The sequence below is a fragment of the Anoxybacteroides tepidamans genome, assembly GCF_014201465.1.
Taxonomy (GTDB): domain Bacteria; phylum Bacillota; class Bacilli; order Bacillales; family Anoxybacillaceae; genus Anoxybacteroides; species Anoxybacteroides tepidamans.
This window is the reverse complement of the sequence record NZ_JACHEP010000011.1, coordinates 67,717-81,249: the sequence shown is the minus strand read 5'-3', so window position 1 is coordinate 81,249 and position 13,533 is coordinate 67,717. Positions and strand designations below refer to the sequence as shown.

Here is a 13,533-nt window from a genome sequence, read left to right as displayed (position 1 = left end):
TGGATCATTATTCTTCTTTAACAATATACGTCCATCCGTTTTCTTGATATACTTTGTTTGCTTTCATTAAACGCCCCAGCGCCCGTTTGAAGGCCGCTTTGCTCATGTGGAAGCGCGCTTTAATATCGTCTGGGTCGCTTTTATCATGGTACGGCATCGCCCCGCCGCGACTTTCTAAATAACGATAAATCATGTCCGCATCTTCATCTAAGCTTTCATGTTTGCGCGGAAGAAGCGACACGTTCACCGTCCCGTCTTCTTTTACCCCGATTACTCGTCCTTCGACTAGTTCGCCAAGGCGCGGTTCTTTGCGGCGTTGTGATTCATGAATAAAGCCGATATAACCGACGTCCGAGAAAAGAAAGGCACCGGCTTTTATTAAACGATACACACGTCCGCGAACATTTTGGTTAAACGCCGATTCCGGTGCTTTCACCGCTAGTTGCCTCATTACCTCATCTGTCGCAAGCTGTGCCAATAGACGTCCCCGCTTATCCGTTTTTAACGAACAATACAGCTCGTCCCCACGCTTTGGCCATAATTCCAAAAGCGGCGGCAAATCGTCGATCGATACGAGCACATCTTTCGAAATGCCGATATTGACAAACACACCAAGCTTTGGCACGACATCGGCTACCTCGACCCAATCATATGTACCGTTCGTAATTTTCGGTGTTTTCATTGTAGCGCACAACCGTCCTTGATGATCGTGGTACAAAAAAACCGTCACTTCCTCTTCGAGCGCAAGCGGGCGTTCCATTTCGCTTTTATGAAGCAACACTTCTTCCGTTCCATTCGTCAAAAAATACCCAAACGGCACTTCTCGTTTTACTGTTAATGTCATCATTTCTCCAGCTATCATGGTGGCATCTTCCTTTTTATTGTTTCTCATGCTACATTTTACTATAATAAAAACAAAATGACCAAATCTTGTTGGAGGTAATATATGTCGAAAGAAAGTTCATTTGATATCGTATCCAAAGTAGACCTTTCTGAAGTCACGAATGCGGTAAATATTGCGTTAAAAGAAATTCAAAACCGCTATGACTTCAAAGGAAGCAAAAGCGACATTTCGCTCGAAAAAGATGAGCTCATTTTAATTTCCGATGACGAGTTTAAACTTGAACAATTAAAAGACGTATTAATTGGTAAACTTATCAAGCGCGGTGTTCCGACGAAAAACATTCAATACAGAAAAATCGAGCCTGCTTCCGGCGGAACAGTGCGCCAGCGCGCCAAACTCGTCCAAGGCATCGACAAAGACAACGCCAAGAAAATTAATACGATTATTAAAAATACAGGATTAAAAGTAAAAAGCCAAATTCAAGAAGATCAAATTCGCGTCAGCGGCAAAAGCAAAGACGATTTGCAAAAAGTGATCGCCGCCATCCGCGAAGCCGACTTGCCGATCGATGTGCAATTTGTGAATTACCGTTAAGAAGGTCATATGCCTTCTTTTCTTTTTCAAAAAAGAATAGTTGAATATTTCAAAAAAATCCGTTACATTTATATATTATATATAAATATTTTTACAACTGCATACGCAATCTTATCGAGAGAGGGGGAGGGACTGGCCCTGTGAACCCTCAGCAACCTGACGCATGTCAAGGTGCTAATTCCAGACAAGCAATATGCTTGAAAGATAAGAAGGAGAAAAATAAAAGTCTTCTTCTTAGAAGGCTTTTTTATTTTATTTGGAAACGGGGGAATACAAGTGGGTCTTTTAGAAGACTTAAAGGAACGAATCGTCATCGCCGATGGAGCGATGGGCACGTTATTATACTCGCACGGAGTCGATCGTTGTTTTGAAGAATTAAATCTATCCAAACCGGATGAAATCGTTCATATTCACGAAGCTTATATCGCTGCCGGCGCGGAAGTCATTCAAACGAATACGTACGGCGCTAATTATGTCAAGCTCGCTCGCTACGGGCTACAAGATGACGTCCAAGCAATCAACCGCGCCGCTGTCCAGCTCGCTAAACAAGCAGCAATGGGACGCGCCTACGTCCTCGGAACGATCGGGGGCTTGCGCAGCATTAACAAAAGTGCCATTACGCTCGAAGAAGTAAAGCGCACGTTTCGCGAACAATTGTACGTACTTTTGCACGAAGATGTGGACGGACTGCTGCTGGAAACGTATTACGATTTGGAAGAGTTAAAGACGGTGCTCGCGATCGCCCGAAAAGAAACGGACAAACCGATTATCGCCCATGTTACCCTTCATGATGCCGGCGTATTGCAAGACGGAACTCCACTTGCAGATGCGCTGACGCAATTGGAACAACTAGGCGCTGATGTCGTCGGACTAAACTGCCATCTCGGCCCGTATCATATGATTCGCTCGCTTGAAGAAGTGCCGCTTCCGACGAATGCCTTTTTATCCGCTTACCCGAACGCAAGCCTCCCGGACTATCGCGACGGCCGCCTTGTGTATGAAACGAACGCCGACTATTTCAAAGAAACAGCATTGGCGTTTCGCGACCAAGGGGTTCGCTTAATTGGGGGCTGCTGCGGAACGACGCCAAAACATATTGAAGCGATGGCAAAAGCATTAACCGACCGGACACCAATTGAGCAAAAATGTGTCAAACAACGTGCGGTAAACATCTCCGTTCAATCGCCAGACCAAAAAACGGAACCGCCGCTTCAAGACATCGTTTGTCAGCGCCGATCGGTCATCGTTGAGCTAGACCCGCCAAAAAAACTTGGCATTACGAAATTTTTGGAAGGTGCTAAAGCGCTCAAAGAAGCGAACATCGATGCGTTAACGCTTGCTGATAATTCATTGGCAACACCGCGCATTAGCAACGTCGCCCTTGGTACGATCGTCAAACAACAAATCGGCGTTCGCCCGCTCATTCATATTACGTGCCGCGACCGCAATTTAATCGGCTTGCAATCGCATTTAATGGGATTGCATACGCTCGGCATGACTGATGTGCTCGCCGTCACTGGCGATCCGTCGAAAATTGGCGACTTTCCTGGAGCGACATCCGTTTACGATTTATCATCGTTCGATTTAATCCAGCTCATTCGCCAATTTAATGAGGGGCTGTCGTACTCTGGACAGCCGCTTGGGCAAAAAACGAACTTTTCTATCGCTGCGGCGTTTAATCCGAACGTCCGCTATTTAGATAAAGCGGTACAGCGTCTCGAGAAAAAGATTCAGTGCGGCGCCCATTATTTTATTTCCCAGCCTTTATACTCTGAGCGGCAAATTGAAGAAGTGTACGAAGCGACAAAGCATTTGAAAACGCCGATTTATATCGGCATTATGCCGCTCACCAGCGCGCGCAATGCCGACTTCCTTCACCACGAAGTGCCAGGCATTACGCTTTCCGATGACATTCGTGCGCGGATGGCGGCTTGTGCGAACGATCCAATCCAATCGGCAAAAGAAGGGATTGCGATCGCCAAATCATTAATCGATGCAGCATTTGACTTGTTTAATGGAATTTACTTAATTACACCGTTTTTACGTTACGAAATGACCGTCGAACTCGTTCACTACATTCACGAAAAAGAACGGTCCGCAAAAGAAAGGAAGGTACTTCATGGCTAGTCTACAGCTATACGAACAGCTGCAAAAGAAAATTTTAATTATTGACGGCGCGATGGGGACAATGATTCAAAGTGCCGGGCTGACAGCGGCCGATTTTGGCGGCGAAGAATACGAAGGATGCAACGAATATTTGTCGCTTACCGCTCCGCACGTCATCGAGCACATTCACGAAGCGTATTTGGAAGCGGGCGCGGACATTGTTGAAACGAATACGTTCGGCGCCACCAACATCGTTCTCGATGAATACGGCCTCGGTCATTTGGCGCTTGAGTTAAACATTCAATCAGCGAAACTCGCCAAAAAAGCGGCCGAGAAATATTCAACGCCGGACTGGCCGCGCTTTGTCGCCGGCTCGATGGGACCGACAACGAAAACGTTATCCGTTACAGGCGGAACGACGTTTGCGCAATTAATCGCTGCGTACGAAGAACAAGCACGCGGACTGCTGATCGGCGGCGTCGACCTGCTTCTTTTAGAAACGTGCCAAGATACATTAAACGTCAAAGCGGGATTTATCGGCATTTCACAAGCATTCCAAAAAGTCGGAAAAACGGTACCGATTATGATTTCCGGAACGATTGAGCCGATGGGAACGACGCTAGCCGGACAAACGATCGAGTCGTTTTTTGTCTCTGTTCAACATATGAAACCGTTCGCCGTCGGGTTAAACTGCGCGACCGGTCCGGAATTTATGACCGATCATTTGCGCTCGCTTGCCCAATTAGCCAACACCGCCGTCAGCTGTTATCCGAACGCCGGCCTTCCGGATGAAGAAGGGCATTACCACGAAACGCCGGAGATGCTTGCGAAAAAAATCCAACGCTTTGCCGAAAAAGGCTGGATTAACATCGTCGGTGGCTGTTGCGGAACGACGCCCGATCATATTCGCGCCATCGCCGAAGCGGTCCGTGATCTTCCACCGCGGGAAATTCCGTCATCGTTTGACATGCACGCCGTTTCCGGCATCGATCCGCTTCTTTATGATGAAACGATGCGTCCGCTTTTTGTCGGCGAACGAACAAACGTCATTGGCTCGCGCAAATTTAAGCGACTCATCGCTGAGGGGAAATATGAAGAAGCAGCGGAAATCGCCCGCGCCCAAGTGAAAAACGGCGCGCACGTCATCGACATTTGCTTAGCCGATCCGGACCGCGACGAAAAAGAAGATATGGAACAATTCATCCAACAAGTCGTCAAAAAAGTGAAAGTACCGCTTGTGATCGATTCAACCGATGAAAAAGTGATCGAATGCGCTCTTTCCTACTCGCAAGGAAAAGCGATTATTAACTCGATTAACTTAGAAGACGGCGAAGAACGGTTTGAAAAAGTCGTCCCGCTTATTCACAAATACGGCGCCGCGGTCGTTGTCGGCACGATCGATGAACAAGGAATGGCGATTCATGCCGAACGAAAACTCGAAATCGCCTTGCGCTCATACGACTTGCTTGTCAACAAATACGGCTTATCGCCGCACGACATTATTTTTGACCCGCTTGTGTTTCCGGTTGGCACGGGCGATGAACAATATATCGGCGCTGCCAAAGAAACGATTGAAGGCATCCGCCTCATTAAAGAACGGCTGCCGCACTGTTTAACGATGCTCGGTATCAGCAACGTTTCGTTCGGCTTGCCGCCGGTCGGACGCGAAATTTTAAACTCTGTCTTTTTGTATCATTGCACACAAGCCGGTCTTGATTATGCGATCGTTAACACCGAGAAATTAGAACGGTTTGCTTCCATTCCAGAAGAAGAAGTAAAAATGGCCGAAGCGCTGCTTTTTAACACGAACGACGAAACGTTGAATACGTTCATTCAATTTTACCGTGACAAAACGAAAGAGCCGAAAAAAACGAATGCCAACTTAACGCTGGAAGAGCGGCTTGCAAACTATGTCGTCGAAGGCACGAAAGAAGGATTGTTTGCCGATTTAGAATTGGCGCTACAAACGTACAAAAGCCCGCTTGATATCATTAACGGACCGCTCATGGCCGGCATGGATGAAGTCGGGCGATTGTTTAATGATAACCAGCTGATCGTAGCCGAAGTATTGCAAAGCGCAGAAGTGATGAAAGCTGCCGTCGCTTTTCTAGAGCCACATATGGAAAAAACAGAAACGAGCACGAAAGGAAAAGTGCTGCTCGCAACCGTTAAAGGCGATGTGCATGATATCGGCAAAAACTTAGTCGACATCATTTTAAGCAACAACGGCTTTCACGTCGTCGATTTAGGCATTAAAGTAACGCCGCAGCAGCTCATTGAAGCGGTGCGGGCCGAACAGCCGGACATGATCGGATTATCCGGGCTTCTCGTCAAATCGGCGCAGCAAATGGTGCTCACCGCCCAAGATTTAAAGCAGGCGGGCATTTCGCTGCCGATTTTGGTGGGCGGCGCGGCGCTGTCACGGAAGTTTACCGAAAATAAAATTGCGCCTGAATATGACGGCATTGTGCTCTATGCGAAAGATGCGATGGATGGACTAGCTCTTGCTAACCGTTTGCAGCAAAACGAGGTTGAATATGAGCGAAAAGAAAAAAGTGCGTCTATATCCGAGCAAACGACGCAAACAATAACGATCACTAAATCAAACGTATCAACAGACGTTCCCGTATTTGTGCCGACCGATTTGGAACGCCACGTCTTAAAAGACGTTCCGCTTGCCCATATTGAGCCGTACATTAACTGGCAAATGCTATTAGGCCATCATCTCGGCTTAAAAGGGAAAGTGAAAAAACTGCTTGCCGAGCAAAATGAGAAAGCCGTGGCATTGAAACAGCTTCTTGACGAGCTACTTGATGAAGCAAAACAGCAGCAATGGATCGTTCCATCCGCTGTCTATCAATTTTTCCCGGCACAAAGCGACGGAAATAAAATCTATATTTATTCGCCATCGGACAACAAAACCGTCATCGAAACGTTTGAATTTCCGCGGCAGCCGAAAGCGCCATACCTTTGTTTGGCAGATTATTTAAAATCCGTCGACAGCGGCCAAATCGATTACGTCGGCTTGTTTGCCGTCACGGCCGGAGCAGGGATTCGCGAACTGGCGCAACAATGGAAAGAAAGCGGGGAGTTTTTGAAAAGCCACGCGATTCAAGCGTTAGCGCTTGAAGTTGCCGAAGGATTGGCCGAGCGCATCCACCAAATCATGCGCGACCGCTGGGGCTTCCCGGACGATCCCGACTTTACGATGGAAGATCGCTTTGCCGCCAAATATCAAGGGCAGCGCTTCTCGTTCGGCTATCCGGCCTGCCCGAACTTAGAAGATCAAGAAAAACTGTTCCGCCTCTTGCGCCCTGAGGAAATCGGCATTCATTTAACAGAAGGGTTTATGATGGAGCCGGAAGCATCCGTATCCGCGATCGTCTTCGCTCATCCGGAAGCGCGCTATTTCAATGTATTGTGAAAAAGCTGGCCTAATGCGGCCAGCTTTTTACGTGCCTTTGATCGATGTCCCATATTTTTGATGAATATGTCCCTCTCTCGCTTGCTTTCGAATCTGATCCCATTTTCTTGCGCTTTTAATGCTTTTTGGCGGCATACTGCCAAATAACAATAACAACGGATGCTTTCTTTTCAACTTTACCATCACATCCTTTTTTTACCTTATATTACCTCACATTATAACATATCCAATTTTGAAGCACTTCAAATATTTTTTTTACATTGTTCCATACTAACGATGAAATAACGATTCGAGGAGGAATGACGATGGTCACAAAACAACAAGCAACGCTGCCGCCGCAGCATCAAAACCGCCAGCCGGGCTTGCAGACGGAAATGAACCCGCAGCCGATTTCTGAGGACCCGAGTTATCGCGGCAGTGGGAAACTAAAAGATAAAGTCGCGCTCATTAGCGGTGGTGACAGCGGCATCGGCCGAGCGGTCGCCATTTACTTTGCTAAAGAGGGGGCGGACGTCGCAATTATTTATTTGAATGAACACGAAGATGCAGAAGAAACGAAACGGCAAGTTGAACAAGAGGGGCGGCAATGCCTGCTCATCGCTGGAGATGTCGGTGACGAGCATTTTTGTAAAGAAGCGATCAAACAAACGGTTCAGACGTTTGGCAAGCTTGATATCGTGGTCAACAATGCTGCGGAGCAACATCCGCAAAACAGCTTACTTAACATCACATCGCAACAATTAGAAAAAACGTTCCGCACGAACGTTTTTGGCTACTTCTATTTAACAAAAGCCGCGCTCCCTTATTTAAAAGAAGGAAGCTCAATTATTAACACCGCTTCGATCACCGCTTATGAAGGACATGAACAGCTGCTTGACTATTCGGCAACAAAAGGAGCGATTGTGACGTTTACACGGTCATTGGCCAAGTCGCTCGTTCAGCAGGGCATTCGCGTCAACGGCGTCGCGCCTGGCCCGATTTGGACGCCGCTTATTCCATCGACGTTTTCGCGCGAACAAGTAGCAACGTTCGGTTTCAATACGCCGATGAAACGCCCCGGACAACCGGAAGAAGTCGCACCAAGCTATGTCTTTTTAGCGAGCGATGACGCTTCTTACATCACAGGGCAAATGATTCATGTCAACGGCGGCAAAGTTGTGAATGGATAGAGGAAGATTTTTTAACAAATTCGCACATTTAATGTTAAGTTTTCTAACATTTTTCTTGATTTTTTGTCAACAAACCGATTATGATGAAAATGTGCATTGTTTCATATTCGACCTTTTGAACGCAAACAAAAGGTCTCCCTCTCTTCCCTGTGAACTTGCAACGATTGTTGCAAGTTTTTTTATCATAAGCGTGGATTATCCATTATTATACTATTGTAGTAGCGTGGTGAAAACGAAGAATAAACTAAGTCCCTAAACAGGAATTCCAGCGGACAAATGAATGGGGGCCACAAAGCGGACAGCGGTCGAAAAAGGGCAGAAAAGCAATCGATCAACTAATAATTAATCAACACACCTAAAACAATAAAAGACCACAAACACGTGGTCTTTTTGCTTTTATTTTCGAACGTAGTCGCACGAAAACCGCTTAACCAGCTTGTGCGGGATGATGATCCGTTTGACCGGTTCGTTCGGTTTTGCAATTTTTTCGATTAAATTTTTCGCTGCTTCATACCCAAGCTGGAAAATGTGAATGTCGACTGATGTTAATGGCGGGCGCGACATTTCCGCAAGCAGCGTGTTGTTAAAGCTGACGAGCGAAATATCATCCGGAACGCGCAAATTCATTTCATCGAGCAATTTTAATACGTCAAGTGCCATTAAATCGTCAACAACGACTAAAGCCGTCGGCGGTTCGCCGAGCGAAAGCAATTTTCGCATTCCTTCTTGATTCGCTTTTTGCAAAAATTCTTCGTAAATAATATAATCTTTTCGATAAACAAGCCCTGCTTCTTGCAATGCTTCTTTATACCCTAGTAATCGGTCAGCGGTCACTAAATACGTTTCGTTGCCTCCAACAAACGCAATCCGTTCATGGCCAAGCCCAATTAAATATTGCGTCGCTTCTTTTCCAATCCCGTAGTTGTCGTTGTCAACGTGCGTAATTTGCTCGGCTCTTTGATGCGGTTTCCCTATTACAACAAATGGAAAATTGTTTTGCTGCAAATATTTCATGAGCTTATCGTTAACGCGCGAATAGAGCAAAATCACGCCATCGACACGCCGACCTTGCAGCATTTCAATAACCTCTTCATAAATCTCATCTTCTTTTTCCCCCGTCGACATTTGCAGCGCATATTTTTTTTCATGCGCTGCTTTGCTGATGCCGCGAATGACTTCAGGAAAAAATGGATGCTGCAACGCTTGATCCGCTGAACTTGGCATGACGATCCCGATCACTTGTGAAGTTTGGCTTGCTAGGCTGCGGGCGATAAAATTTGGATGGTAACCAAGCTCTTTCATCGCCTCCCGCACTTTTCGTTTCGTTTTTTCACTAATTCGCGGACTGTCTGCGATCACTCGTGAAACCGTGGAGGGAGCCACATTTGCTCGTTTTGCGACATCTTTAATCGTAACATTCATTCCACACCCCCCCTTTCATGATTTATTCGCTTTTAATCCATAATATACACCGTTCGTTGTCCCATGTTCCATATTGTTCTTTTCCATTGACCATAACTTTCGTCTGTTCTGTTGCTCCATGGACGGCAAACGACAACTTCCAGCTTGGCTCGTATGTTCCTTCCGTTTTCATAGCGATATAAATGAAATGTTCGCCATATTCCATGTCGATATACATCCGAAAATAATGTCCTTTTTCGTAAGCAAACGTCTGTCCGTCATCATCATATAACGTATACGCCGCTTTACCTTCATCAGCCTTATACACATGAATGACGCGACGCTCATCTCGCATGTCGGTGGAACGTTTCACATCCCCGAACGCAATCGCTGAACCTTGTTTTACAAAAATTGGCAATGTATCTAGATCAGCATGAATGAGATGATAGTTTCCGCCTTCGAACACATCGTTTGTCCAATAATCGACCCACTTTCCTTTCGGCAAATACACAACGCGGTGAGTCGTGCTTGGCGTCATGATCGGCGCGATCAGCACATTGGCACCGACAAGAAACTCATCATACAGATTATACGTATTTTCATCATCCGGATACTCAAACACTAGCGGTCTCATGATAGGAACCCCTGTTTCATGCGCCTCCGCAAACAGCGTATATAAATGCGGCAGCCATTCATAGCGCATTTGTATATATTTTTTAATAATGCGCTCATACGTTTCACCGAATGCCCACGGTTCTTGACGGCGGAACCCGATGGCGCAATGATTGCGGAAATATGGCATAAACGCTCCCACTTGCGTCCAGCGCGTCAAAAGTTCTCCATTTGTATGATGGGCAAAACCGCCGACATCCGGCCCGCAAAACGCCACACCCGATAATCCTAAATTCATGCACATCGGCAGCGACATTTGCAAATGCTCCCAAAAGCTGCGGTTGTCTCCCGTCCACACGGCTGCATAGCGCTGAATGCCGGAAAAACCAGCACGAGTCAACAAAAACGGCCGCTTCCCATTCAATAGCTTTCTCATCCCTTTATACGTCGCTTCTCCCATCATTAAGCCGTACACGTTATGAAGTTCGCGATGTGTTTTCCACTCCCCATCATAATCGTGCATGACCGTTACATCCATTGTTTTCGTTTCATTAAACACCGATGGCTCATTCATATCGTTCCAAATGCCTTCTATCCCTAAATCAGCATAAAATTGATGATTTTCTCCCCACCATCTTCGCACTTTTTTATTCATAAAATCCGGAAACGCGCTTTTTCCCGGCCATACTTCGCCAAAGAAAATGTCCCCTTCAATATATTTACAAAAACAATCTCGACGTACACCTTCTTGGTAAATGCGATATTCCGGATCCACTTTCACGCCAGGATCGACAATCGTCACAACGCGAATCCCTTCTTTTTTCAAATCTTGAATGAGCTGTTTCGGATTCGGAAAACGGTTTCTGTCAAATGTAAACACGCGATAGCCGTCCATATAATGAATATCTAAATAAACAGCATCTAACGGAATATCTTTTTCGATAAACGTTCGCACCAATTCTTTTACTTCTTGTTCCGTTTCATAGCTATAGCGCGATTGATGATATCCAAGCGCCCATTTTGGCGGAATCGGCATCCGCCCCGTCAAATCCGTATATTGCTCGAGCACGTCTTTCGGAGCTGGACCAGCCAAAATGTAATAGTCAATGGCTCCGCCTTCTGCAGAAAAACAATACTCATCATCAGCCGTTTGAAAATCAAACGTTGTTTTATGCGTGTTATCGAAAAACAAGCCGTGCGCCTGTCCGTTTCTTACTGTCATAAAATACGGATGCGACTGGTAAAGCGGATCCGTTTCTGGATTGTGCGGCGCATACACATCCGTATTCCACATCGTCATCTTTTCGCCACGCTTATCAAGAAATCCCGTTTTTTCACCAAAGCCATAAAAATGATCGGCTTCATCCATCCGTTTATAACAATAGACATGTCCTTGGTGCGTAAACGCCATTCCTTTTTTGCCTTCTGCGACAAGGAGGCGCCCTGCATCATCATAAACAAAGACACGGAACGGACGCTTTTGCAGCACGACGGTCAATTTCGCTGATGTGAGCGTAACGGCTTCATCTGTTTCGCGCGCTGCAACTTCCACTTTTTCCGGCTGTTTGATAACCGCAACGCTCGTTTTTAAACTCGTTTCTTGGAAAGGATGAAAAACGATGCGCACGATATCCTCACGATAAAAACGAATTTTGACAACACCTGTATCGCATGAAAAAGAAAAAACATGTTTTTCCCGCGAAAAAGCAAGCATATTTCCAATATCGATCAAGCGTCCTTCATTCGTTTCATCATTTTGTTCTGGCAAAATCGCAAAACTTGTATCTTCAAGCATCTGCCCCGCCTCCTACGTCGTCTGTTTCGACCGTTTTTTTGCATAATATAAAAACCAGCCAAATAACACGTAAATCGCTATTAACATGGCAATAAACGGAATATTCAACCCTGTCTTTTTCGCAAGCACATAAATTTCGGCAGTTTCTCGATTCAAAATTACATCATATCCATTTTGATCACTCCGAACTAAATCACCGGCAAGCAGCCCACGGAGCTCTTTTCCAGGTTCAAGTTGGTCGTTTGTCAAATGGGCTTTTTGCGTTTTTCCTGTATTGTTAATAGCGATGACCGCGGTTTCTCCTTTATACGTCCTCTTAAAGACGGCCATTCCGTTTTTCTCATAAAGCAACGTAAAATCGCCACGCCGCAATGACGGAAGCTGTTTTCGCAATTCCCCTAACTTCTTAATATAATCCACAATTTCTTGATCCGTACGGAAATTCATTAGCCGGCGATTATCTGGATCTTTTCCACCGTCTAGCGCAATTTCTGTTCCGTAATACATGATCGGTATGCCCGGTGCCGAAAACAAATACGTTAATCCGAGCTTGATTCTCGTAATCGGATTTTGTTTATTTTCTAAAGCTAATCTCGTAAAACGAACCGTATCATGATTGTCTAAAAACGTCCCGAGCAAATACGGACGCTCGTAAAATGATTCGTTTCTTTGCCACACGCTATAAAGCGGATCGAGCGACTGATCAGCCTTGCTGAAAATTTGCGACGCTTCTTTATAAAATGGAAAATCAACAAATCCGTCGATTCCGTATTTTCCGTAATCGGCAATGTAGCGCGGATCGTCATGCCACACCTCACCGAGCAGGAAAAAGTCTTTTTTGACCGATTTGACTTCTTTCGAAAATTCTTGCCAAAACGATTTTGGCACATGCTTGACTGTGTCAAGGCGATAGCCGTCGATGTCCGTCTCTTTAATCCACCATTTGGCGACATCGATTAAATAGCGTTTCACTTCCGGATTTTCTTGCGCTAAGTCCGGCAGACCGAACAGCCAGCCGTTTTCAACCTCTTGTTGATTGGTCCAGTTGAAAATCTCTTTTTTTTCATGAAACCAATCTTTTTTCGTCGGATCGTTCAACCAAGGATGATGAGGCCCGGTATGATTCACAACAAAATCTAAAATGACTTTTATATCGCGCTTATGCGCTTCTTTCACTAACGTTTTTAAATCGTCCAACGTACCGAAGTGCGGATCGACTTTATAAAAATCAGAGATCCAATAGCCGTGATAGCCGCCCGGTTCATTTTGAAAAATCGGCGTCAGCCAAATTGCTGTAAAGCCCATTTCTTTAATATAGTCGAGCTTAGCAGTCACTCCTTTTAAATCGCCGCCGTGATACGCTTTCGGATCATTTACGTTCACGTCTTGGTCATTCGTTGGGTCCATATTGTTAAATCGATCGACCATAATAAAATAAATCGCTTCATCTTGCCACATTCGCTCGTTGTTCGTTGCTGCTTGCGCCGGGATCGCAAACGAAAGCAACAGGACAGCGACAAAAGAAAAAAATGCTTGTTTCATTTCTTCCCACTCCCTATTCATTCCACATCTACTGTTTTAATATAGC

Annotated in this window: 9 protein-coding genes and 1 riboswitch; of the genes, 4 read left to right on the top strand and 5 right to left on the bottom strand. The window is 45.6% G+C overall.

The window, feature by feature from the left end; all coding sequences use genetic code 11:
* Window positions 1-7: 7 nt before the first annotated feature.
* Complete coding sequence (locus tag HNQ34_RS10665; RefSeq protein WP_221277386.1) at window positions 8-862, bottom strand: CvfB family protein; 855 nt, start codon at window positions 860-862, stop codon at window positions 8-10.
* A gap of 84 nt (window positions 863-946) precedes the next feature.
* Here HNQ34_RS10665 and HNQ34_RS10660 point away from each other — a divergent pair, with 84 nt between their 5' ends.
* The 3 genes from HNQ34_RS10660 (at window position 947) to metH (ending at window position 6,968) form a co-directional block, all read left to right on the top strand.
* Window positions 947-1,438 (top strand): YajQ family cyclic di-GMP-binding protein, encoded by a 492-nt coding sequence (locus HNQ34_RS10660; protein WP_183254337.1) that lies wholly within the window; start codon window positions 947-949, stop codon window positions 1,436-1,438.
* 108 nt (window positions 1,439-1,546) lie between these two features.
* Window positions 1,547-1,649: riboswitch (SAM riboswitch) on the top strand.
* Window positions 1,650-1,714: 65 nt separating this feature from the next.
* Complete coding sequence (locus tag HNQ34_RS10655; RefSeq protein ID WP_183254335.1) at window positions 1,715-3,565, top strand: bifunctional homocysteine S-methyltransferase/methylenetetrahydrofolate reductase; 1,851 nt, start codon at window positions 1,715-1,717, stop codon at window positions 3,563-3,565.
* On the top strand, window positions 3,558-6,968 hold the full coding sequence (gene metH, locus HNQ34_RS10650) for a methionine synthase (protein WP_183254333.1): 3,411 nt from the start codon (window positions 3,558-3,560) through the stop codon (window positions 6,966-6,968). The genes HNQ34_RS10655 and metH overlap by 8 nt, the downstream gene beginning before the upstream one ends.
* Before the next feature lie 27 nt (window positions 6,969-6,995).
* Here the strand turns inward: metH and HNQ34_RS10645 are convergent, their stop codons facing one another.
* The gene (locus HNQ34_RS10645; RefSeq protein WP_183254331.1) at window positions 6,996-7,151 is read right to left on the bottom strand and encodes a hypothetical protein; all 156 of its coding nucleotides are present in this window, start codon (window positions 7,149-7,151) and stop codon (window positions 6,996-6,998) included.
* A 122-nt stretch (window positions 7,152-7,273) separates the two neighbouring features.
* On the opposite strand from HNQ34_RS10645, the gene HNQ34_RS10640 reads away from it, so the two are divergent.
* A complete protein-coding gene (locus HNQ34_RS10640) occupies window positions 7,274-8,137 on the top strand; it encodes an SDR family oxidoreductase (RefSeq protein WP_183254330.1) in 864 nt (287 codons plus the stop codon).
* A gap of 396 nt (window positions 8,138-8,533) precedes the next feature.
* On the opposite strand, the gene HNQ34_RS10635 is transcribed toward HNQ34_RS10640, so the two are convergent.
* Genes HNQ34_RS10635 through HNQ34_RS10625 form a run of 3 tightly spaced genes read right to left on the bottom strand, consistent with a single transcriptional unit; the run spans window position 8,534 to window position 13,487 of the window.
* Complete coding sequence (locus HNQ34_RS10635; RefSeq protein WP_183254328.1) at window positions 8,534-9,559, bottom strand: LacI family DNA-binding transcriptional regulator; 1,026 nt, start codon at window positions 9,557-9,559, stop codon at window positions 8,534-8,536.
* A gap of 22 nt (window positions 9,560-9,581) precedes the next feature.
* The gene (locus tag HNQ34_RS10630) at window positions 9,582-11,945 is read right to left on the bottom strand and encodes a glycoside hydrolase family 31 protein (protein ID WP_183254326.1); all 2,364 of its coding nucleotides are present in this window, start codon (window positions 11,943-11,945) and stop codon (window positions 9,582-9,584) included.
* 12 nt (window positions 11,946-11,957) lie between these two features.
* On the bottom strand, window positions 11,958-13,487 hold the full coding sequence (locus HNQ34_RS10625; protein ID WP_183254323.1) for an alpha-amylase family glycosyl hydrolase: 1,530 nt from the start codon (window positions 13,485-13,487) through the stop codon (window positions 11,958-11,960).
* Window positions 13,488-13,533: the final 46 nt, after the last annotated feature.

Excerpts from the sequence above, each read along its gene's own strand:
- HNQ34_RS10635 (WP_183254328.1), bottom strand. The coding sequence starts at position 9,559 with ATGAATGTTACGATTAAAGATGTCGCAAAACGAGCAAATGTGGCTCCC.
- HNQ34_RS10625 (WP_183254323.1), bottom strand. The coding sequence starts at position 13,487 with ATGAAACAAGCATTTTTTTCTTTTGTCGCTGTCCTGTTGCTTTCGTTT.
- HNQ34_RS10660 (WP_183254337.1), top strand. The coding sequence starts at position 947 with ATGTCGAAAGAAAGTTCATTTGATATCGTATCCAAAGTAGACCTTTCT.
- HNQ34_RS10645 (WP_183254331.1), bottom strand. The coding sequence starts at position 7,151 with ATGGTAAAGTTGAAAAGAAAGCATCCGTTGTTATTGTTATTTGGCAGT.
- HNQ34_RS10665 (WP_221277386.1), bottom strand. The coding sequence starts at position 862 with ATGATAGCTGGAGAAATGATGACATTAACAGTAAAACGAGAAGTGCCG.
- HNQ34_RS10640 (WP_183254330.1), top strand. The coding sequence starts at position 7,274 with ATGGTCACAAAACAACAAGCAACGCTGCCGCCGCAGCATCAAAACCGC.
- HNQ34_RS10630 (WP_183254326.1), bottom strand. The coding sequence starts at position 11,945 with ATGCTTGAAGATACAAGTTTTGCGATTTTGCCAGAACAAAATGATGAA.
- metH (WP_183254333.1), top strand. The coding sequence starts at position 3,558 with ATGGCTAGTCTACAGCTATACGAACAGCTGCAAAAGAAAATTTTAATT.